The organism is Clostridium sp. (genome assembly GCF_050717515.1).
Classification (GTDB): Bacteria; Bacillota; Clostridia; order Clostridiales; family Clostridiaceae; genus Clostridium_AD.
Map to the genome: position 1 here is coordinate 268,015 of NZ_JBOITL010000025.1, position 22,880 is coordinate 290,894.

General features: G+C 30.5%; 19 protein-coding genes and 1 pseudogene. 10 read left to right on the forward strand and 10 right to left on the reverse strand.

The genetic code is table 11. The features are described from left to right. Position 1: 1 nt before the first annotated feature. The 3 genes from ACREV6_RS10780 to ACREV6_RS10790 all read right to left on the reverse strand — a co-directional run bounded on the left by ACREV6_RS10780 (position 2) and on the right by ACREV6_RS10790 (position 5,340). Entirely contained in the window at positions 2 to 2,803 is a 2,802-nt protein-coding gene (locus ACREV6_RS10780; RefSeq protein WP_431578011.1) for an ABC transporter permease, read from the reverse strand. Between the two features lie 5 nt (positions 2,804 to 2,808). Then, positions 2,809 to 3,849, reverse strand: coding sequence for an efflux RND transporter periplasmic adaptor subunit (locus tag ACREV6_RS10785; protein WP_431578012.1), 1,041 nt, complete (start codon positions 3,847 to 3,849; stop codon positions 2,809 to 2,811). Positions 3,850 to 4,419: 570 nt separating this feature from the next. Continuing rightward, positions 4,420 to 5,340 carry an AraC family transcriptional regulator gene (locus ACREV6_RS10790; protein WP_431578013.1) on the reverse strand — a complete coding sequence of 307 codons (921 nt, stop codon included), beginning with the start codon at positions 5,338 to 5,340 and terminating at the stop codon, positions 4,420 to 4,422. A gap of 285 nt (positions 5,341 to 5,625) precedes the next feature. Between ACREV6_RS10790 and ACREV6_RS10795 the strand changes: the two genes are divergently transcribed. The 8 genes from ACREV6_RS10795 to ACREV6_RS10830 all read left to right on the forward strand — a co-directional run bounded on the left by ACREV6_RS10795 (position 5,626) and on the right by ACREV6_RS10830 (position 15,700). Further along, positions 5,626 to 6,303, forward strand: coding sequence for a response regulator transcription factor (locus ACREV6_RS10795; RefSeq protein WP_431578014.1), 678 nt, complete (start codon positions 5,626 to 5,628; stop codon positions 6,301 to 6,303). Continuing rightward, positions 6,296 to 7,306 (forward strand): sensor histidine kinase, encoded by a 1,011-nt coding sequence (locus ACREV6_RS10800; protein ID WP_431578261.1) that lies wholly within the window; start codon positions 6,296 to 6,298, stop codon positions 7,304 to 7,306. Before ACREV6_RS10795 ends, ACREV6_RS10800 begins: the two co-directional genes overlap by 8 nt. 83 nt (positions 7,307 to 7,389) lie before the next feature. Beyond that, a complete protein-coding gene (locus ACREV6_RS10805) occupies positions 7,390 to 8,073 on the forward strand; it encodes an ABC transporter ATP-binding protein (protein WP_431578015.1) in 684 nt (227 codons plus the stop codon). Then, the gene (locus ACREV6_RS10810; protein WP_431578016.1) at positions 8,070 to 10,667 is read left to right on the forward strand and encodes an ABC transporter permease; all 2,598 of its coding nucleotides are present in this window, start codon (positions 8,070 to 8,072) and stop codon (positions 10,665 to 10,667) included. The genes ACREV6_RS10805 and ACREV6_RS10810 overlap by 4 nt, the downstream gene beginning before the upstream one ends. 133 nt (positions 10,668 to 10,800) lie before the next feature. Then, positions 10,801 to 12,021: a MerR family transcriptional regulator gene (locus tag ACREV6_RS10815; protein ID WP_431578017.1), complete on the forward strand. Its 1,221-nt coding sequence runs from the start codon at positions 10,801 to 10,803 to the stop codon at positions 12,019 to 12,021. Positions 12,022 to 12,179: 158 nt separating this feature from the next. Next, on the forward strand, positions 12,180 to 13,409 hold the full coding sequence (locus ACREV6_RS10820; RefSeq protein ID WP_431578018.1) for an MFS transporter: 1,230 nt from the start codon (positions 12,180 to 12,182) through the stop codon (positions 13,407 to 13,409). A gap of 176 nt (positions 13,410 to 13,585) precedes the next feature. Next, the gene (locus tag ACREV6_RS10825) at positions 13,586 to 13,786 is read left to right on the forward strand and encodes a hypothetical protein (protein WP_431578019.1); all 201 of its coding nucleotides are present in this window, start codon (positions 13,586 to 13,588) and stop codon (positions 13,784 to 13,786) included. Positions 13,787 to 14,011: 225 nt separating this feature from the next. Beyond that, positions 14,012 to 15,700, forward strand: coding sequence for an ABC transporter ATP-binding protein (locus tag ACREV6_RS10830; protein ID WP_431578020.1), 1,689 nt, complete (start codon positions 14,012 to 14,014; stop codon positions 15,698 to 15,700). Positions 15,701 to 15,786: 86 nt separating this feature from the next. On the opposite strand, the gene ACREV6_RS10835 is transcribed toward ACREV6_RS10830, so the two are convergent. From ACREV6_RS10835 to ACREV6_RS10850, 4 genes are all read right to left on the reverse strand, one after another. After that, the gene (locus tag ACREV6_RS10835) at positions 15,787 to 16,566 is read right to left on the reverse strand and encodes an ABC transporter permease (protein WP_431578021.1); all 780 of its coding nucleotides are present in this window, start codon (positions 16,564 to 16,566) and stop codon (positions 15,787 to 15,789) included. Continuing rightward, positions 16,566 to 17,351, reverse strand: a complete 786-nt coding sequence (locus ACREV6_RS10840) for an ABC transporter permease (protein ID WP_431578022.1) — start codon at positions 17,349 to 17,351, stop codon at positions 16,566 to 16,568. The genes ACREV6_RS10835 and ACREV6_RS10840 overlap by 1 nt, the downstream gene beginning before the upstream one ends. After that, a complete protein-coding gene (locus tag ACREV6_RS10845) occupies positions 17,348 to 18,319 on the reverse strand; it encodes an ABC transporter ATP-binding protein (protein WP_431578023.1) in 972 nt (323 codons plus the stop codon). Before ACREV6_RS10845 ends, ACREV6_RS10840 begins: the two co-directional genes overlap by 4 nt. A gap of 124 nt (positions 18,320 to 18,443) precedes the next feature. Further along, positions 18,444 to 19,415 carry an ArsR/SmtB family transcription factor gene (locus ACREV6_RS10850; protein WP_431578024.1) on the reverse strand — a complete coding sequence of 324 codons (972 nt, stop codon included), beginning with the start codon at positions 19,413 to 19,415 and terminating at the stop codon, positions 18,444 to 18,446. 204 nt (positions 19,416 to 19,619) lie between these two features. Here ACREV6_RS10850 and ACREV6_RS10855 point away from each other — a divergent pair, with 204 nt between their 5' ends. Next, entirely contained in the window at positions 19,620 to 20,621 is a 1,002-nt protein-coding gene (locus ACREV6_RS10855; protein WP_431578025.1) for a LacI family DNA-binding transcriptional regulator, read from the forward strand. An 84-nt stretch (positions 20,622 to 20,705) separates the two neighbouring features. After that, positions 20,706 to 21,518 (forward strand): purine-nucleoside phosphorylase, encoded by an 813-nt coding sequence (locus tag ACREV6_RS10860; protein WP_431578262.1) that lies wholly within the window; start codon positions 20,706 to 20,708, stop codon positions 21,516 to 21,518. A gap of 74 nt (positions 21,519 to 21,592) precedes the next feature. Here the strand turns inward: ACREV6_RS10860 and ACREV6_RS10865 are convergent. The 3 genes and pseudogenes from ACREV6_RS10865 to ACREV6_RS10875 all read right to left on the reverse strand — a co-directional run. Beyond that, a pseudogene (locus tag ACREV6_RS10865) lies at positions 21,593 to 21,976 on the reverse strand (ClbS/DfsB family four-helix bundle protein); the annotation flags it as partial. A gap of 59 nt (positions 21,977 to 22,035) precedes the next feature. After that, a complete protein-coding gene (locus ACREV6_RS10870) occupies positions 22,036 to 22,239 on the reverse strand; it encodes a helix-turn-helix transcriptional regulator (RefSeq protein ID WP_431578026.1) in 204 nt (67 codons plus the stop codon). Next, entirely contained in the window at positions 22,240 to 22,656 is a 417-nt protein-coding gene (locus ACREV6_RS10875; RefSeq protein ID WP_431578027.1) for a hypothetical protein, read from the reverse strand. Between the last annotated feature and the right edge of the window lie 224 nt (positions 22,657 to 22,880).

Genomic DNA, 22,880 nt, shown 5'->3' on the forward strand with positions numbered 1-22,880 from the left:
ACTAATCCTCTCCTAACTTGATGGCTTGATCCATTTTTATATGTGAAATATAAATTCCAAGTAGCACTATAATTCCTAAAATTACTGTACCAAACAAAAGTGCCATCTTCATATAATCATTACCAAAGGATATTATTGGCGGTGGAAGAAATTGCTCCTTAGTATCAGTTACAATTTTCATAAGTGGCATAAATATCTTACTATTTATATTTCCAACTAAAATACCCATACCAATTGCAGTACCTGTTATTAAAAGCTGTTCTCCTAAAAGCATAAGCACTACTTCTTTTAGTGACATCCCTAATGCCTGTAATATTCCAAACTGAAGTATTCTGCTCTTTATAGATAGTATCCAGTATATAGAAAATCCAAGTGCAGCTATAATCATACTAGAAATAAAAGCTAAGGTTAATGCGCCATTATTTCCCTGTATCATAGGGTCATTCTTAAACTTAATTATCTCTTGATTTCTATCCTTTATCTCAGTTACAGGTAGCTTTTTATCCGCTATGGCCTTATATAATTTTTCTGTAGAACCAGCTTCTTTCTTTATCCAAACTTCATAAGGTGCTACCGGCATATTGGCATTCATATAATTTAAATTAGCCAATATAAGCCCACCATCATTAGGAATATACGCTGGCCAATAATCAATAAAACCATAAACTACAAAATTTACATAAAGTCCATTGCCCCACTTTAACTTTATACTGTCTCCCTCAATTATAGCTAATTTTTCTTTAAGAGAAGTTGATACATATACTGCACTAGGATTTTTTGATATCATATTTAAATAGTCATACCAGTGAAATGGGAGCAATCGTTCATCAAACCATGCAACTTGTCCAAATTCATGAGGGATAATTCCCATCAATTTAAATCCAGCTAAGTTACCAGTAAAGCATTCTAATTGAGTATTATTTGAAAAATAAACTTTAGTTGCTTTTTCTACTCCAGGTAAAGATGAATAGCTACTAAAGCTAGGCTCTATATAAAGGCCTGAGTTTTTACTCTCTGTAGTTTCTTCGTAATTAATATCATTTTTCAGTTTTTTATCATTTTTCTGCCAGAGTGTAATCAATCTACTATCTGCTCCCACTGTATAATTTATTTTTCTCTCCAGATAGGAATTAAAGATTCTAGCGGATTTAACATCGAAAATTCCTACTGCAATTGTGAGTATTAAGAACAGCATTATAAATCCATTTTTGCCATTATCCCTTGCAGTATTAATAAGTGCCATATAGCTCTCTGGGGACCAATACTTTTTACCAAGGTTTATAATTAATTTTAATATATATGGATAAATTCTTAATATTAACATACCGAGTCCTAGAATAAATAATGTAGTAAGCAAGTACATAAGTGGATCAACAGGTATTTCACTTGCGTTTGCGCCTGTAACTTGAAGAATTTTTTCTCTAGTTTTGAATACTCTATAACCATATAAAACTATTCCAAGTAAAACAAAATCTAAATAAAGCCTCTTCCAAAATGGTACAGATTTCCTTTTTGATTTTTTTTGTTTTCGCATAACTATATTTTCTCTACAGGCAAGTACCACAGGAATTAGCATAGTTAGAATGAATACAAAAATACCTATTGAAGCATATTTATATTCATTAATTGAAAGATTAACCTTCAGTGGATTTCTGCTAACAAACTGTAAAAATCCATTAGCACTACCAATTACCTTTACAAAAAATAATCCGAGTAATGGTCCTAAAATAAGTGCTATTATGCTTATAACTATTCCTTCTAGAAAATACGTAGTAATAATCTGAATATTAGCTGCGCCTCTACTCCTTAAAACAGATATCTCATTCTTTTCCTGTTCAACAATTAGCTGTGAAACCATAAAAATATAAAATAGTATCATAAGTAAAACTGGAGTCTGCAAAACCCATAAAACTATGCTTAAATCCTTGGATTTCTTCTCAAATTCTTGAAAGGAATCGAAAATATTCATTTTAGGTACAATCCCATGTTTAGTATGCAATATTTGTTCATGATTTTGTAGAACATTTAAAATATGTTTGTAGTTTTCTGTAGTTATTTTCTTATAATCATATGCTATTTCCCATTGACTTTTGGTATATGGAATAGAAAGGGTTTTAAGTAAATCATCTAAAAATAGTTTTTCATTAACTATCATTATTGGTTCATAAGGATCCCAGTTTCCTTTTGTCCAATAAGAATCGTCTTCCTTTACATCATATGTCCCAACAATTTTAACAAGAAAATATTTCTTTTCAATCATCACCTTATAAGTTTTGTTTAATCTGATTTTTAGATTATCCATTTGATTTTGAGGTATTATAACTTCATAGCACCCATCTGAAGTCTTTGAACTAGAAAATATTCTTCCGTTTTTTATTATTATATGCTTTTCAATATCCGATACTTTACCTAACTTCACTCCATTCTTAATAGTCTCTGATCTTTCTCCATCAATTGATAAAATCTCCAAATTATTAAGAGTAGTAATATTTTTTTTGCTTATTATAGGGATATTCATTTCTTTAAGCATACCACTACTTAGTGATTTTTCTATACTGGCATGGCTAGCTTTTATAACTAGGTAGTCTGTAATTTGTGGTAAATACTCCACATAATAAATACCTGCAGATTGCTTTTTACTTTCTTGAAAATCTTCGAATTGTTTTAACATTACCTTCTGCATAATTCCTCTAGTATAAAGAGGTACAGCAGATATAATAGCTAAAGCTAGTACTACCCCTATAAGCATACTGAAGAATAACCATTTATTTCTATAAATCTTACGAAATAATCTAAGCAACATTTTTATCACCTCGCATCCCTAATAACCTTTTCCCCTTCTTTTATTCCACTAACTACTTGAACTTGTTCTTTATTTCCAATTCCTATTTCAATAAATTTTTCTACTTTCTCACCGTTTGCTAACACTTGAACACAGCTTTGATCGCCTAAAATATATACTACTTTTCTAGGTAACACTAATATATTATCTTTCTTTTGTTGTATAGTATAAAAATCCACATTAGCCCCTAAACTTATGTCATTTGCCTTTTCTAAAAACTTAACTTTAACATATGGATATTTATGTGATTTGTCCTCTTTCCGCAGGGTATGTTCTACTGTAATAACTTCTCCAACATAGGAATTATTGTTACATAAAATTTTACCTTTCATTCCAATCTTATAATCAGATACATTTTCACCTTCAAACTCGGCAACATAGCTATTGGGGTCTGATACAGAATAAATTGTTTCATATGCACTTAATAAAGCTCCAACACCATCGTTAATACAAAAATCAACAATTCCTGATACTGGGGATAAAAGCTTAGACTTCTCCAATTCTTTTTTATAATTTTCTAAAGTCAATTCTTCAATTTGTACATCTAGGGTTGCTTTAGCTATTTCATACTTTTGCTTTTTTTCTTCTGTAAGCTGAGTTAATGTTATCTTTGCCTTTTTTAATTTAAGTTGCTGTTCTTTTATTTCACATTCCAAATTATCGGAATCTAATACTGCTAAAAGTTGACCTTTTTTTACCGTATCTCCAGGCTTAACAAGTAACTTCTTTAAAACTCCACCCTTTTTTTCAAAATATAATTTGTGCTTACTACTTGATATAATTACAGCCGTTACTTTTAACTCATTTGAAATACTCCCCTTTTTAACATCTACAGTTGTATAATTCATCTTAGGTGGTGCAACTAAAACAGGTTTTTGAACATTTTCTTCCTTTGGGAACAATCTACATCCAGTAAATGTTGAACTTAATACCCCTGTAATTAAAATTAAAGTAAACGCTCTTGTAAATTTCTTTTTTTTGCATAACCATTTCTTATTAAAATGCATACATCTCCCCCCTAAATTTCAAAGGTATCTTTATGTAATTATACAAGTTTATATTAAAATATATACTGTTTTGGAAAATTTAACAAATTAAATATAGTATATGACTTTTCTTTCTCTTGAAATCTTTTTTGACATTATAACACCTCCACTAGAAATAATTATTACATAATATACCAAAGATATTAAATTATATAAATTATAACATAAATAGTTAAGAAAGTGTATAATAATATATACTAAGAAAAAAAATCGTTATAATAATCAAGAAACAATGTAAAAAACTGAACTTTATAGTTCAAAAAAATATATCAAGAAATGAAGAAAATACATTTGCTATATATGATAAAAAAACGAACTAATAGGAAATTGTAGTTTTGATTATGAGGATGGCCAAATAAATCTTGGGCTACAAATGAGTCCAAGCTTAACAGGCAAAGGTATGGGAACAGAAACAATTAAAGTTATAAGAAGGTACGGTTTTAAAATTGTAAGATTTGAAACCGTACCTTTTTATATATTAATAATTTAGTTTGAAATAAGGAGGATATATCATGTAAAATGAATATCTCTTTATTCTTTTATGGGAATATAAACATCAACTTCAAATTTATTATCATTAAATCGCTCATCATAAAGTTCAAAATCAACAGCAGCTTTTTCATTATAAGGACTGTTTGCACTAGGAGGACATAACCCCGGTTGGCTATAAACTGAATTAGGAAGCCAGGTTTCGAAAAAGTAATGCCAAATTTGTCCTAGCTTCTTACCAAGCTTTGATTTATCCGTGCCTTTTGCAGTGAATATAGCATATTTGGAACTTGGTACAATCTTTCCAACCATTCCTTCAGGGATATTATCTAGACTATCTACTTCTTTACATATTATATAAGAAAAATTACCCTCACCGTCAAAGTCTGTGTTCATTCCTAAAATAGCATTAGAATTTATTTTATTGGGAATGCCAGCTTCTATTCTATCTTGAAAATATCTATCCCATAAGCTGTGAATCAGTTCTGGAAAATGCATATCCTCAAATGAAGTTTTAACGTCAATACCTATTACCTTAAATTCATCTTTTTCTATAATTATAGGTTCCATCATAAAAGCTCCTCCAATATTTTTATATTTTATTTCGTTTAAATCTCTCTTTTTAAAAAACACTTTATGTTTATTATTGTTTCGATATTTACTTGGGGTTAACCCGTACATTTTACTGAAAGCTCTCGTAAAGGATTCAGGGGTTTCATATCCATATTTAAGAGCAATATCAAGTATTTTATATTTTGTAGAAACTAGTTCATAAGCTGATTCAGCCAGTCTTCTTTTTCGTACATACTCTTTTATAGAATATCCAACAAGGGCATGAAAAAGCTGATGAAAATAGGATAAAGAACAGTATGATTTATTTGCAATTTCAGTAAGGGAAATATCTGTAGTTAAATTTTCTTCTATGAAATCCATGGATTTTTCAATTCTATGGTATAGGTTCATGAACATAACCTCCATATTCTTACTATTGGCGCCTGTGATAATAGTATCACAGTTTAAAAGGTTAAATCTTGATATTTTCTACTGTTTTGCAAATGAACTTTATAGTAGTGTAGTTGTTTAAATGTGTAAAATAGGAAAGAATTAGGCTGGCATTGAGCTTGAAATATAATACAGGATAAAGATTAGCAAATTAATTGATAGTCTTTATTGTTTTAGTATTAAATTTCAAAATATGTTATTATATGAGTAATTGCTGAAATGTTAAGGTAAAGGAGAGTTTGAAAAATGAAAATACTATTTGTTGAGGATGATAAAATAATTGCAACGGGAATTTGTTACTCCCTGTCGCAGGAGGGGTATTTTGTAACTCACTGTCTGAACGTGGAGTCAGCAAAAACTATGATAAATAAAAATAGCTTTAACTTGGCAATACTTGATTTATCTCTTCCAGATGGAAGTGGCTACGATATCTGCAAAATAATTAAGGTGAAAGAAGATATTCCAGTAATATTTCTAACGGCAATAGATGATGAGGTCAATGTAGTTATGGGTCTTGATATGGGGGCAGATGATTATATAACAAAGCCTTTTCGTATAAGAGAACTTCTCTCTCGAATTAAAGCTGTACTTCGCAGATATGAGAAGACAGAATTTACAAAAACACTGTTTGAATTTAGTGGTATAAAAATAGACACAGCGCAGGTAAAAGTGTATAAAGAAGAGAAGGAAGTTATATTAACCTCTCTTGAATACCGACTACTTCTAATCTTTGCAAATAACCAGAGGCAAGTTCTTAATCGAAACCAGCTTTTAGAAGGGCTATGGGATTTTGCAGGGGACTTCGTAAATGACAATACCTTAACCGTATATATTAAACGGTTGCGTGAAAAGATTGAGGATGACAGCAAAAATCCAAAAATTATAAAAACAATTCGTGGAATTGGATATAAGGTTGGTGATTAATATTCTACGAAACAAAGAAATAAAAATATATATAACTCTTTTGGTTTCAATTTTAATAATAGGATCTGCTGCCTGCTTTTTCGTTAATATCATTTCAGGAATTATATCACTTTCAGCTTTGCTTTTAATGATTGTCATATCTTTCATTTTTACTAAGTGGAGATATAAGCAATTAGACCAATTATCTGAGTATCTAAGGAGAATCAAAAGTGGCGAGTATTCCCTTGATATTAGAGATAATGATGAGGGCGAGCTTAGTATACTTAAAAATGAAATATATAAAGTAACAGTAAGCCTACAGGAACAGGCTGAGCTATTAAAGAAAGACAAGCTTTTTCTTGCGGATTCAATTTCTGATATTTCTCATCAGCTTAAAACTCCAATAACTTCAATGTTTGTTATGACAGACCTTATATGTGACGAAAGCCTACCTCGAGATAAACGCCAGGAATTTTCCCGGAATATTCGGTCACAACTTGAAAGACTTAAGTGGCTTGTTGCGTCACTACTAAAGCTCTCTAAGATTGATGCAGGCACAATTGAGTTTAAAAAAGAGAATGTGAATGTACGAGAGCTTATCAGTAGGGCTACCCAGCACCTGCTAATTCCTATGGAAATCAAAGAGCAGATTCTTGAAATTATCGGTGATGAGCATACTAAATTTATTGGTGATTTTAATTGGTCCTCAGAGGCTGTTTCAAATGTAATAAAAAATTGTATTGAGCATACACCTTATGCTGGGAAGATAGTTATTGATTTTTGCGAAACAACAATATATACAATGATTAAAATAGTTGATAACGGTTGTGGTATCTATAAGGAGGAGTTGCCATATATATTTAATAGATTTTATAAGGGCAAAAACGCGCAGAATGACAGCATTGGTATTGGTCTTGCAATGTCAAAAATTATTTTGCAAAAACAAGGTGGTATCATTGAAGTTACCAGCGAAAAAGGTAAAGGCACAGAATTTGTTATAAAGATTTATAAAAGTGTTGTGTGACAAAATAGTCACATAAACAGTCACTACAAAGTCACATTAGGCAGATATACTAAGGTTATAAACTAATAGAGGAGTGAGCAGCAATGGAGATATTAAGAGTAGAAAATCTGTCTAAAACATATGGCAGGGGTGAATCAGCCGTAAAGGCTCTAGATAATGTGTCGTTTTCGGTGAATAAAGGTGAATTTGTTGCAATTATTGGACCGTCAGGATCAGGCAAATCAACACTTTTGCATATATTGGGTGGTGTGGATACCCCAACAAGTGGCAAGGTTTTTGTAGAAAATACTGATATTTATGCTTTTGACGAAACAAAGCTTGCTATATTTAGACGCAGGCAAATCGGTCTTATCTATCAATTTTATAATTTAATACCAGTTTTGAATGTGGAAGAAAATATCACCTTACCGCTATTACTGGATGGTCAAAAGATAAAAGAAGGGCAACTAGATGAGATAATTAGTATACTGGGACTTGTAGATAGATTAAAACATCTGCCTAATCAGCTTTCAGGAGGTCAACAGCAACGTGTATCAATAGGAAGGGCACTTATTAACAAACCGGCAATTGTACTTGCAGATGAGCCTACGGGTAACCTTGATAGTAAAAACAGTGGGGAAATAATAGAACTTTTAAAGTTGTCAAATAAAAAATACCATCAGACTTTAATAATAATAACGCATGATGAACGCATTGCTTTGCAGGCGGACCGAATAATTTCAATTGAAGACGGTCATATTGAAAGCGATGAGGTGATTCGTAGATGAATATCATAAATTCTTTGACCCTTCGTCATATGAAGCTAAATAAAAAACGTACTATTGTTACCATTATCGGTGTCATATTATCAGTTTCCATGATAACAGCCATACCTACTTCTGTGATGTCTTTTCTTAGTATGATGCAACGAAATATCATAGAGGATACAGGAAATTGGCATGTACGCTATAATAATTTACACAGTAAAAACATTAATGTAGTGATGAATGATAAAAACACGGACAGAGCATCACTAAGCAGAAATATAGGATATGCAAAGCTTGAAGGTTCTAAAAATAAGAATAAGCCTTATCTTTTTATACAAGCTTATGATGAGCAGGGCCTAGAGAGCTTTAATTTAAATTTAGTTCAGGGTCATTTTCCTAAAAACTCAAATGAAATAGTTATATCTTCTCATATTTCAGAAAATGGTGGAGTGGCATATAAGGTTGGTGACATACTTAAATTGGATGTTGGACAGCGTTATGAAGATGGAAATAAGATAGACCTTGGACAGGATTACAGCTTTAAAAAGAAAGGAGAAAAATTTATTGTAAAATCTAAAAAAGAATATACTGTAACAGGAATCATAAGTAGGCCAAAATTTGAACTTTACTGGTCACCTGGCTATACAGTGATATCCTATCTTGATAAAAATCAACTTACTCCTAATGATACTGTTAATATGTCGGTAGTTTGGAAAAATGTGAGCAAAAAAGTAAATACAGCAGCCAATGAGCTTTCGGAAAGAGTAGGTGTTTCTAGTGATAATAAAATCTATAATAGTGAGCTTTTAAGGTACTATGGAATTATTAATGATGATTTACTTTCAACTCTATATATTATTGCAGGTATAATGGTAACTATTATAATTATAGGTTCCGTAGCGCTTATATATAATTCCTTTGCAATTTCAATCTCGGAGCGAAGCCGTCATTTAGGAATGCTCGCAAGTGTAGGGGCAACAAAAAAGCAAAAGCGTAAATCTGTATTTTTTGAAGGCTTTGTTGTTGGGGTTATTGGTATCCCTATAGGTATATTTTTGGGGACTATAGCAATGGGTATAACCTTTAAGATTGTGCAGCCACTAATAGAAGGCTTCAGAGCAGGTCTTAAACTAAAGCTTGTAATATCTCCTGGCGCAATACTCGTTGCTATATCACTTTCCATTATTACTATTTTAATATCAGTTTATATTCCAGCAAAACGTGCATCGAAGATATCACCTGTTGATGCGCTACGTCAATCGAGAGACATAAGGCTCACCAGTAAAGCTGTGAAAACATCTAAACTTACAAGATTTATATTTGGATTTGAAGCAGAGCTAGGGCTTAAAAACTTAAAGCGAAATAGTCGCAGATATAAATCTACAATATTTTCCCTGGTTATTAGTATTGTTTTATTTTTATCAGTTTCATCCCTATCCTTGCTGTCTCAAAAATCAGCAGAAAGTGCAGCTAATAATACGACCTATGATCTTAATTTGTATGTAACATCCTCCGCCACATCACAAGAGAAAAAGGATTTTTATAAGGCAATAACAAAAATGGAATATATGGATGAAAGTATTATTCAAGAAACTGTGAATGAGATTGTAGTAGATGTTAAAAGTAGTTTAATTCCAGATGAAATTAAAGCAATTATTTCACCAAATAATAAAGAAGAAAAGTCTGAAACCTATAAAACGCATTTTCAGATAAAATCTATTGATGAGTCAGCACTTAAAAGATATGCTAAAGAAACTGAAACTGATCTTACTGGTTTAAAAGATATTGTAAATCCCTCTGGCATACTCATTAACAATGTGTCTATGAAAGTAAATAATAAATATTTGCGTATGAATCGCTTTAATATTAAGCCAGGGGAAAAATTGAAACTTACGTATCCAGTTAATAAGTCTAATAAATATAGTGTTTTGTTAGAAATAGCAGCACTTGCAGATAAGACGCCTATTGGTGAGACCATGTTAACTAACATAAAAGAACCTATTATTATAGTATCAGAGCAGGTATATGCTAGTATAAAAGAGAAGCTTCCAAAAATATCTGAGAGTAACAATTTGGATATGCTTATTAAAAGTTCTAATCCTTTAAAGCTTGTGGAAAGCATCAAGGAATATCAAAACAAGACCGCAATTGCAAGGGTAGATATTATTGATTTCGCAATGCAAAATAAACAAGGGAGGCAAATGTGGATTTTTATCCAGGTGTTTTTATACGGCTTTATAGCAATTATTACTGCTATTTGCGTAGCCAATATTTTCAATACCATATCAACCAGCATATCCCTACGTAGACGGGAATTTGCAATGCTTAAATCCGTTGGAATGACACCAAAGAGTTTCAATAAGATGATTAATTACGAAAGCTGGTTTTATGGAATTAAGGGCTTACTCTATGGGCTTCCCATTAGTTTTGGAATGATGTATTTGATTTACAGGGTTTTGAGCCACTCATTCGATGCTCAATTTGCGGTTCCATGGGGCAGTGTTATTGTCACTATAATTGCTGTATTTGCAATTGTTCGTTCAACGATGCTATATGCAATTTCAAAGATTAAGAAAGAAAATATTATTGATGTATTGAAAACAGAAAACATATAGTAAAGACGCCCAGGGTTGGCATGTAGTACAGGTGACACGTAACTTTATAGTGATCTGATTGTATGAATATGTAAAATAAAACCTATATTATAGTATAATAGGAACGAAATACAAATAATTTAGTGATGGTGATATGATGAGGATAGGTGAATTTGCTGAAACAAATAAACTAAGTATTGATACAATAAGACATTATATGGATTTGGAGTTGATAATAGCTGAAAAGCAAAATGGACAGTATTATTTTGATTCAAGATGTCAGAAAGATTTAGATGATATATTGAATTTTAAAAGTATGGGTTTTAGTTTAAATGAGATTAAAACAATATTTTTTTATAAAGGGTTTGGGATGTTTACAAACTACCAAGAGGATGTGTATTATAAAGCACTTTTCATGGATAAATATAAAAAACTAGAGAATGATATTGATAAATTAATTAAAATTAAAGAAAAATTACAAATTAAAATAGAAAATCTTGCAGATAGTACATTTAAACAAGTTAATCCACTTGGCATAGATTTAAGAAATTTAAGTCTTTTTAAATGCAATAAATGCAAGGGGGATTTAATTCTTATGGATGGAGTTATAAACAATAATCAAGTTATTGAAGGTAAGTTAAAATGTAGTTGTGGAGAAGAATATTATATTGAGGCCGGTATATTAAAAGTTGGGGAAGTCTGCACTAAATCAAAGGTTAACTTTAATCACGATTTTGTTATGGAATATGTAAATGTAACGGATACCTGCTACCTAGATAATTTGCGAAAGGGATTTGAATGGATGGTTAGAAAAATATCTGATTGTAATTTGGATAATAAGATACTACTTGAGCTTGGAACAGGTGTGGGATTTTTCCTTAGAAATATTTATAATGAAATTCCAGATAGCTGTTTATATATAGCCGTTGATCATGATTTTGAAAGGCAGAATTTTTTAAAAAGCTTATTTGAAAGAATTGATTGTAAAAAAAACATAATTTTCATATGCTCTGATTTTTTAGAAGTTCCTATTAAAGAAAAATCAGTAGATATAGTTTTAGATATTTCTGGGACGAGCAATTATAGTTTTGAACATGAAGATTTTCTATTAGATTTAGTAGATTCATATATTAAAGAAGATGGGTACTTATTTGGATTATATATTTTATTTAAAAATTTTAGTGTTAACAGTTTGATAGAAAACAAGTATAGAAAAAATTTTGTTTTCAAAAATGTAAAAGAAAGTATAACTACTTTAAAATACCAAGTATCTGATGAAAAGACCTGGGAGTACGTAGAAAAAGGTGGGAAATATGATAATTACTTTGTAGAAGGAGAAAAAGTTTATACTTATTCATTTTATGGAAAAAGATAGGGTTAACCCTATCTTTTATCATTTTTTGAATGAAAATATTTCAATTTGCCTATTGATATGGTGTTAAGCCTATGACTTAAAATTAAATTAATGATAATATTGCAGTTTCAAAGAAGATGAACAGCTTGGCAGACGATGATTTAAAAGGAGGCAACAAAATGGAACTAATAAAAAAAATATATTCACCTTACGTGGGGTTACCTAAAGAAATCTACATTATTTTTATATCTAGAATTATAAATACAATGGGGTGTTTTGTTCACCCCTTATTAGCACTTATATTAACTCAGAAAATAGGACTGCAAAAGGATGCTGCGGGGATGTATATTACAGTCTTAAGTTTACTTAGTGCTCCTTGCTTAATTTTAGGAGGAAAACTGGTTGATACAATTGGTAGAAAAAAGGTGATTTTAATTTCTCAAGGATTTGGCGCGATTACACTTATTTGTTGTGGATTCATAAAGCCTAATATCATGATGACATATATTCTTATGTTATCTTCTATATTATATTCATTGTCCACACCAGCATATGATGCAATGCTTGCGGATTTGACAACGCCTGAAAATAGAAAAGCTAGCTATTCATTAGTTTATATGGGATGGAATCTAGGATTCGTCATAGGCCCCTTAATTGGTGGTATGCTATTTAAAAATTATTTGTCTTTAGTTTTTATAGGTGATGGTATAACAACTATTTTATCATTAGTGCTGGTAATGGTTTATGTTAAAGAAACCATAGGAAAAGAAATGGGTTTAACACAAGGAAATAGACAGCAAGAAAAAAGGGTAGAAGGGTCCGTCTTCTCAGTTCTTCTTAGTAGGCCAATTCTCTTGCTTTTTTCTCTAATATTATTTTTTTACCATTTTGAATATTCTCAATGGGGATTTACTTTACCATTGCAGCTTGGAGAAATTTACAAAAATTCAGGAGCTTTTTATTATGGGATTCTTGCTGCGCTTAATGGAGCTATTGTGATACTTATAACTCCAGTAATTTCAAAAATTACTTTTTCAATTAAAGCAATTAGGGCTATATCAATAGGGGGACTATTCTATGCAGTTGCCTTTGGAATGTTTGCTGTAACAAAAATTTTCTCTATATTTTTATTTTTTACCATCATAATGACCATTGGAGAAATTATGATAAACATAAATGCCGCCACATTTATTGCAAATCATACGCCATCATCCCATAGAGGAAGAGTTAGTGCAATACTTCCTATAATTTCAGGTGCAGGGTATGCGTTTGGTCCAATTATTATGGGGAAAATTATAACGAAGTATAGTATTTCTTTTGGGTGGATTATTATTGGGATAATTGGAGTTATTTCAGCATTTATGATGTTTTTGCTTGAGAGAATGGATAAGGATATAATAAGTGATTGAACACTTTTATCATGAAAATATTTTTAGTGTATTAAAAATATATATTAGTGACAAAAGCAATACTAAAATATATAAATCTCTTAAGTTTATTCCGATTAATAGTAATTTATGGCGAAAAAAATGGTATAATATTGTGTAAATGTAAATAATATTGGTAGACTTTGGAGGATATAATTATGGTTAAAAACATGGTTGAATACTTACTAGGTGGAGTGGTTGCTGGTGTAATAGGATATTTTTTGGCAAGCATATACGGCGTTGCATTTGTTATGCTGTTATATTACATTGTTTTATGCTTAGTTAAATTAAGCAATATAGAAAAGAAAATAGACAAAATTATTAACACAAATCACGGTATTGTTAAACCGAAATCATAGTTTGATAGAAAGTGAAAATCATTAAAATTGAAATTAAGCAGTATATTATGGCTTTTATATAAAATATTGAAAGGACGTGACCTCATAATGAGAATTAAACGAATTAAACACTCAGTACAGTTGAAATAATCTGTAAGCAGATTGTACTGAGGTTGAATTTATTTGCTAGCAGTCTCAACTGTACTAATTTTTGATAACATATTAAAAATTAGGAGGAGTACAGTTATGAAACATTTTTTAGATATTTTAAACAAAAAGAAATTATTGATTACTGTTTACATATTATTGGGAATAGTATTGGCTTTGTTGGATGCTTTTAGTGCTAGCTATTTTAAAAGGGTATTAGATGATTTTGGAGATAAGTCCCTTTCTATTGCGACAATATGTATTTATGGGTTTGTTTTAGTGCTGATATGTTGTCTTAACTATTTCCATGAATATCCAAGTTGTAAATTGTCCCAAAGTATATATTTGAATTTCAAGTTAAAAGCATTGAGAAAAATGAGTACCATAGACTATGGATACTATCAATCATTAGGGACAGGCAATTTAATACAAAAAATAGAAAACGGAGCTAATGCAGGTAAAAGTATATTATTTGATTTTTACTTTCGATTATTTAGTGAATTGCTTCCAAGTATAGTTTTCAGTTTGATTTTCATTGCCAATATTGATAAGAATATTATGATTTATATTGCAATTGGTTATGTGCTTGTCTTTGTGGTAACAAATATCTTGCTGAAATATTTATATAATATTAAAGCACATATTTTAAGTAATGAAGAAATTTTTAATAAATATGTAGTTCGTGGATTTATGGAATTAATTGTTTTTAGAACTAACAAAAGATTTGAGCATGAGATAGGCAAAGCAACTAAGGCATCTGAAGAAATTGTGAAATCAAAGACCAAAATGAGGATGATTCATGAAGCATTTTTCGCTATTTTTGCATTATTTATAACACTAATAAAAGTGATTATTATATATATTAGTTGGAAAAACAATGCATTGTCGGTAGGTGACCTAGTTGCGTTACTTATCTTGATTGATAAGGCATATTCACCCATTGCTATATTTAATGTATTGTTCGTGCAATATAAATTAGATATGAGTGCCTTTAGGAGATATACAGATTTATTGGATATGCCAGATGATACTAGATTAAATTCTGGAAAGATAGTAAATTCCATAGAGGGGAATATCTCTTTTAAGAATGTATGTTTTTCCTATGATGAGAAGAATATCTTTAAGGATTTATCCTTTGATATTCCGGCTGGAAGCTCAGTTGCATTCGTGGGAGAAAGTGGTTCAGGAAAATCAACAATTGTTAAGCAAATCATGAGTCTAATTAAGCCAGATGCGGGTAGTATTTATGTTGATAGAAATGATTTGTCAGAGATTAACTTAAATCATTTTTACAATTACGTTTCCTATACGACCCAGGAATCCCCTATTTTTGATGGAACATTAAGAGAGAATATTGTTTTCGACAATGATATTTGCGATGAGGCAATTATTGAAGTATTAGAACGTGTTGGACTCACATCATTTTATTCTGCTCTACCAAAAGGACTCTATACAGAAGTTGGCGAAAGAGGTGTTATGCTTTCGGGGGGAGAACGTCAAAGGCTGGCATTAGCCAGAGTCTTCTTTGGAGACGCAAAAATTGTTATATTTGATGAAGCTACTTCAGCCATGGATAATGTTACAGAAGAATTGGTAATGAAAAATATAATGCAATTCTTAGAAAACAAAACAATTATAACTATTGCTCATCGCCTTGGTACAATAAAAAATGTTGATAAAATATATGCATTCAAAGATGGTGAAATTGTTGGTGCGGGTGGTTTTAAGGAACTCTTAGATCATAACCAATATTTTGGACTGTTATGGAATGCTACAATGAAAAATTAGATAAAGGTTTTGATTATGGCATTAGCTTGGATATTTGCTAATGCCTTTTTTATTTTAAAGGTGGCAAATTATATTAATTTAAAATCCTAATAAAAATCTAATGAAGCATCCACTCTAGATTTTTTCTCGAAATATGCAAATAAGAAATACCCAAGAATAATATAAAGTATACTTAAAACAATTTCTTTACTTAAAAGAGTATAAATTAGTGAGGAGGAACCCTTAGAAGCAACTAGCCTAGAAGCCTCAATGCTTCTGGTGATTGGAATGAATTTTGATATTACTACTGCAAAATAAGGAAGCCTTTCTATTGGATAACTAGCACCGGTTAGTATAAATAAAAGCATAGCGGCAACATTTAGAAACATATGTATTTCTCTAACTACTAGAGCAATACTTCCTAGAACAAGGCCAATAGACATACCAGCAATCATTGCTATTAAAATTGATAGGGAAAACTGAAAATGATTTATTCCTGACAGGTCAATTTTAAACATGAAAACACCTATCAATAATCCTACTATTACTGTTACTGCTGCATCAAAGATATTAAAAAAAGATCTTGCTATAAAAGCTAAAAATTTATTAGCAGGGGATGCAATTATTAATTCCAAGGTGCCTTGAGATCTTTCACTTCGTAGTAGTGAGCCTACTACAAATACAGAATTCCTTGTACAGAGTAAAAATGCATTTCCTATAATCCAGGGAGTAATGTCTGAAGATTTATTGACGTATTTAACTAAAAGGGAATAAAATATCATATTAAGAGAAGGGTCTATTATTTTCATTATTAGATAAAGTTTAGGGTCAAGCCACCCAAAGAGGGCTTTAAAGTATAAAAGAGATTGTCTAAAAAACCTTTTCATTAAAACACCTCCAAAGTTGCTTCTTTTCTGGCTTTCACATCGATTATATTGTAAAACCATTTATAAAGAATAAAGTATACAATTGTAATTACTATTAATCCTAATAAATATATATAGAATTCTCTAAAATTTGTTATACCAGAAATACACATTCTACATAGTTTTAGCACATAAGTGGGAGTTAAAATATATGAAATAGGGCGTGTCCAAATAGGAAGTACCTCTATTGGGAAAACTGTTCCGCAAAACAGAAAAATAGGATAATCCAAGCAGTTCATTAATACCCTTGTGTTTCTTGAAATGGCTAAGAGGCCTGATAACATCATTGCGATGAAGGTAAAGGAGATAACCCCTAGAATCATACTAAGTGAAAAGTAAAATGGATTTGTAATTGAAAACTTTACTCCAAAGAAGAGTATTACAAAAGCAAAACTTAAGATCATTGAAAATACGCCTAAGATAGTGTTTCCTATTACCTTTCCAAACATAATAGTTGAAAACTTTGCAGGAGAAGAGAAAATAACTTGCAGAGCCCCCATAAATCTTTCTCTATCAATGTCGCCTGCAGAAGAAAAGCTTATAGAAGTCCACATGCTTGTTACAGCAGTGCCTAAGATAACATAGGATACAAACATATCATTGCTCTGTCCTTTATAGATAAGATATAGGGTCCATGAAAAAAGTATGGGATAAGCTATTATACAAAATTTAAACATAGACCTTGAAAAGGACTGCTTCATTTGTAATAAACAAGATGAAAATACTACTTTTAAGGTGTTACTCATTTTTTGTCACCTTCTATCATTTTTAAATATACATCTTCTAAGGTTGTCTCTCTCATTCCCATAGATAATACCTTATGGTTTGATAATTTTTCATTTATTGAGGTGATTGTTTTTCTTGCATCTTTACAGGAGATATTTAAAATATAGGTTTGGTCCTCTTCCTTCACTGAGACATTTGATACATTTTCAATTGTCTTAAGAGAAGATAATAAATTATCGTCTAAAGTTAACAGTTTAACTTCTATTACGCTTCCGTCCATATCTTTTTTTAGGTTTTCAGGTTTATCCAGAGCTATTATTTCTCCATTATTTATAACGGCTATTCTATCACAGAGCTCATCTGCTTCATGCATATAATGAGTTGTCAAAATAATAGTTTTGCCCTCATTTGATAAACGCCTAATTATATCTCTTAATGTTTTCGCGCCAGAGGGGTCTAGTCCAATAGTTGGTTCATCTAAGAATAAAACTTCAGGATCATTGACGAGCCCTCTTGCAATTTGAAGTCTTTGTTTCATACCTTTTGAATAGGATTCAACCTTAAAATGAGCTTTGTCAGATAAACCCACAAGTTCCAAAAGCTTTTGAATTCTTTCTTTTTTTATTTTTTCATCAATACTGTATAAATCACAAAAATAGGAGAGATTGTCCCAGGCGGATAATCTCCAATAAAGACTTCTTTCTCCACCGAAAATAAAGTTTATTCTTTTTCTAAGTTTTTTTTCATCTCCAAAGCAATTGTATCCAAGTACCTTTGCTTCGCCTGAAGTTGGGATTAATAGTGTTGTTAATATTTTTATGGTACTAGTTTTTCCTGCGCCATTAGGACCTAAAAGACCGAATATCTCTCCTTTTTTCACACTGAAACTTATTCCTTTTAAAGCGTTTACAGTTTTATGTTCATGTTTTATTATACCGACCTTTGTTTTATAATCACGCTTTAAATCTTTTACTTCAATGACATTCATAATCATACCTCCTTTTACATTCAACTAATTAGACCAACATCTAATTACAAGTATATATTACCATATGAATTATGCGATTACAACAGAATAAAATAAAAAATCTTACATTAATTGCAAGATTTTTCTATAAGTAGTTATTTAATGTGTCTATTATATCCTTGTAGGCATTTTTATTTAAGGTGTAGTATTTAGTGTTTTTATCTCTTTCTTCATATATAAGACCAATAGATTTAAGTTGATCTAAATGATGTGATATTGTTGGGGTACTTACACCGATTTTAGCAGCTAGTGTCTTACCAGAATAAGATTCAGAAGATAAAGCTTTAATAATATCAAGTCTACTTTTGTCACCAATTATTTTTAATGTTTTGGCAAGTTCAGTAGAATTTATAGATGAATTTAATAGGTTTACTGGATAAACTAATAATTGAGTATTAAAATTAAATATCCTCATAGGTTTATTGATGTAATAAAAGCTTGGCGCAAATAAATAATAATTAAAATCATATACCCTTTTGAATTTTTTTCCCATTATATCTTGAGCAATATTTAATGGTGATTTTTCCTTTAATTCAAGGGTTATATTATTAGTTTTTTCACTATATACATCATAATCTATGATAGCTTCTTCTTTTATAAAGCTATCTATATGTTTTAATGTCACAAGGAAATCTTCTTTAAAATTATTTGTATCATTAAATAAAATATCTAAATCATAAAGATTTAACCACTTAGCCTTAATATTTTCATCAAGGACATCATTTAATTTGTCGTACTCTTTATAGATTAATTCAACTTCCTCTTTAGAAATTGAATCTCCAAAAAAGGTATAAATAAATTCAGTGTGTGACATAGCATTTATATTAGATATAATGGCTTCCATATCATCAAGATTATCTATACACAAAGCAAACTCAAAGAATTCTAAACCCTTAAGCCTTAAATTTTTAATTTTATCAAAGAATGTATTAGATTTATTAACAATTTTTCTAAATCTATCTATATCAGTATTCTCAGCTATGTGGTTTAAGCAACTTACTAATTCCACATAGTATAGAGGTTTATTTAAAACTTTTAATGCATAGTTATTATTCATAAAATCACCCTTTATATGTAATAACTATAGTATATCATATCACAGAGAAACAATTATTAAATTAAGTGTATAATTAAAGACGTATTGTTCTATGGAACTGGGGTCCCTTATTATAACAAAAGTCTTTACTATTAAAAATAAAAGATATACAATCATATTGGAAACCGGTTTCAAATATATTGAGAATTTATGGAGATTAAGTTTATGGATATGAGAGATATTGCCAAACTGGCAAAAGTTTCAAAAGCAACAGTGTCAAGAGTAATTAATAATTCACAAAATGTAAGTCCGGAATTAAGGGCAAGGGTAGAAAAAGTTTTAAAAGAAACGGGGTATACCCCTAATTTATTAGCACAGGAGTTAGTAACTAAGAAAACAAAATTAATAGGAGTTATATTACCTAGAATTGGTATTGATACATTTTCGCATATAACTCAAGGCATTACCGATAAGTTGAACCAAGAAGGATATAATATTTTGCTTGCGAGTTCAAGGGGAAGTGAAAATGATGAATTCAAATATTTTGATATTTTTCAAAAGAAACATTTGGATGGAATTATATTTTTCCACACTGAGATTACAGACAAACACGTAAAATTGATTAATAAAATTAATATTCCAGTTGTAATAATGGGGCAACAAAATAGTGAAATAGATTCTTCCTATGTAACATATGATGATTTTAATGCAGCTAAGGAAATAGTATTACATTTGATTAGTCAAGGGCATGAAAAAATTGCATATATTGGCTTATCAGAAACTAAAGTTGCAATAGGAAGTTTTAGAAAACAAGGTTATATTGCTGCATTAAAAGAGAATAACATTGATGTACCGGATGAATATTTATCAATAGGAGATTTTGAAATATCATCAGGATATGATGCAATGAAAAGTATAATTAATAATTCCAAAACAATTCCTACTGCAGTATTTGCAGCCATAGATCGTTTAGCCTTTGGAGCAATACAGTATTTAAAAGAAAAAGGATACAGGGTTCCAGAGGATATATCAGTAGTTGGTATAGATGATATGGATATTTCATCTATATTTGAACCGACTTTAACAACAATGCATTTTGATTATTATGATTCTGGAATTAAGGCGGCAAAACTAATATTAGAAAAATTGCAGAATGAAAAGATAGAAAATAAAAATATTGTTATGGCATATGAACTAAAGATTAGAAATAGTACAAAAAAATTATAACAAGCCGTAGCATTATTTTTTTATATAATTGGAAATCGGTTTCTAGTTGTAACAAATTTTTAGGAGGATAAAAATATGAAGAACATGTATGATAAAGTTAGCGAATCAGCAAAGTATATAGAAAGCAAAATGAGCTTAAAGCCTAAAGTAGCAGTTATTTTAGGCTCAGGACTGGGTGATTTGGCTGATGCCATAGAAAATAAAGAATATATTAACTATAAGGATATACCAAATTTTCCACAATCAACAGTGGTGGGACATGAAGGAAGATTAGTTTTAGGGAAAATAAAAGGCGTAGCTGTACTTGCAATGCAAGGCAGATTTCATTATTTCGAAGGTTATACAATGAAAGAAGTTGCATACCCTGTGTTTGTGATGAAGCTTTTAGGCATTGAAAAGCTTATAGTAACTAATGCCTGTGGAGGTATAAACACAAGCTTTAGTCCTGGAACATTAATGATTATTACAGATTTTATTAATTTAGTTTCGGATAACCCATTGATTGGACTTAATGATGAAAGATTTGGTCCAAGATTCCCTGATATGTCAGAACCATATAAACTTGATCTAATAGATAAAGCAAAGAAAATTGCAGATGAAATAGGCGTTGAATATAAAGAGGGCGTTTATGCAGGGTTTATGGGGCCTTATTATGAAACCGCAGCAGAGATAAGATCAATGGGCAGGCAAGGGGCAGATGCTGTTGGAATGTCTACGGTTCCTGAAACTATAGCTGCAAATTATTTAGGCATAGATGTGCTTGGAATATCTTGCATTACAAATATGGCTACAGGTATACAAAAACAAAAACATTCTCATGCAAGAGTGTTAGAAATAGCTAAAAAAGCATCAGTGGATTTCTGCAGATGGGTAGCTAAAATAATAGAGGATATTTAGTTAAAAATGGAACCAAATTATAAGATAATTAATCATATTAAATGCAATCTAATCTCTTAGATAAATTGAAATTTTTATCTTTGTTGTAACTTTTTCCACTTTCTTATTTTTGTTCTGAAGGATTTGAACGGTGCAACAGTATTGATGTGAATCCACTTCCATATTGCCCAATTAGAGGGAGTGGATGATGACCAATTTCTTCCGCCTTGCTGAAATAATTCGACATCTTTATAACTGTTAATCAGTTCTATAATTTGCTGTTCTGCCTTTATAAACATAGTGCATAACTCTTTGAGAGTATATGCCTCGTATTGTTTATAAAAATTTTCATATAAACCACCGAGATTATTCCATTTATAGTCTGGAGTTGGCGTGATAACAATATGTCCTTGCTGTTCTTGTTTCTCCCAATCAAGAATGAGATTCAGCCAACCCAACTGATAAGCAATCATTTGAGAAGGTGTTCTGTCAGCTCAGTGATTTGTTTTTGAATTGTTATTAGCTAAAGTTAAATTTATTAATCAACAAATTTAAATAATTCTTCAACAGTCGTATTGAATACCTTGGCTATATCCATAGCTAATTTTAAGGATGGATTATATCTACCATTTTCTAAATGTACTATGGTTTCTCGTCTAACCTCCACTAATTTTGCAAGTTCAGCTTGCTTCATTAATGCTTTCTCTCTATATTCTTTAATGTTTGTATATAAAATCGGCACTTATTTACAAATCCCCTTTCTATCAAAATATATAAAGGATAATAATCTTATTACAGTAAATATAAATAGGATTAACATTAAACAGATTCCTACTGCAACCTTTGAGATAACAAAGTCCTTATAAGTTGGAGATACAAGTAGTATGCTGAATAAACCAATTGAAATCACTAAGAAATTCATACCAATCTTATTTACTTCCGATAATATACTAATTACTAATTCATCAGTTATACCATTTAACTTTTTTTCATTCAATATAATTATGCCCCATATTATAAACCAAATAACACTTGAAATAGTCATGAATTTTTCAGAATTGGTTGGATTTAATTTACTTAGTAATGCACTAATTAATAGATATAATACTGTTACTACTTGCATAGCAAGCTTTAATTTAATATTCATTTTTGTATTCATAAAAGAAGCCTCCCTAAAGTTATATATTTATAACTTGTATGTTATAAATATATAACTTTAGGAAGGTTCTGTCAATATAAAAGTTTGGCATTCCCTCTTAGAAATTTTGAACTTACCAATACTAAATTTGTAGTCACATAAGACTTTCGCTTAGCTATAGGAAATTAAGGCTATATTTAAGAATATTGTTATAACCATACCAATTTTTAGGAAGCCATTTGACT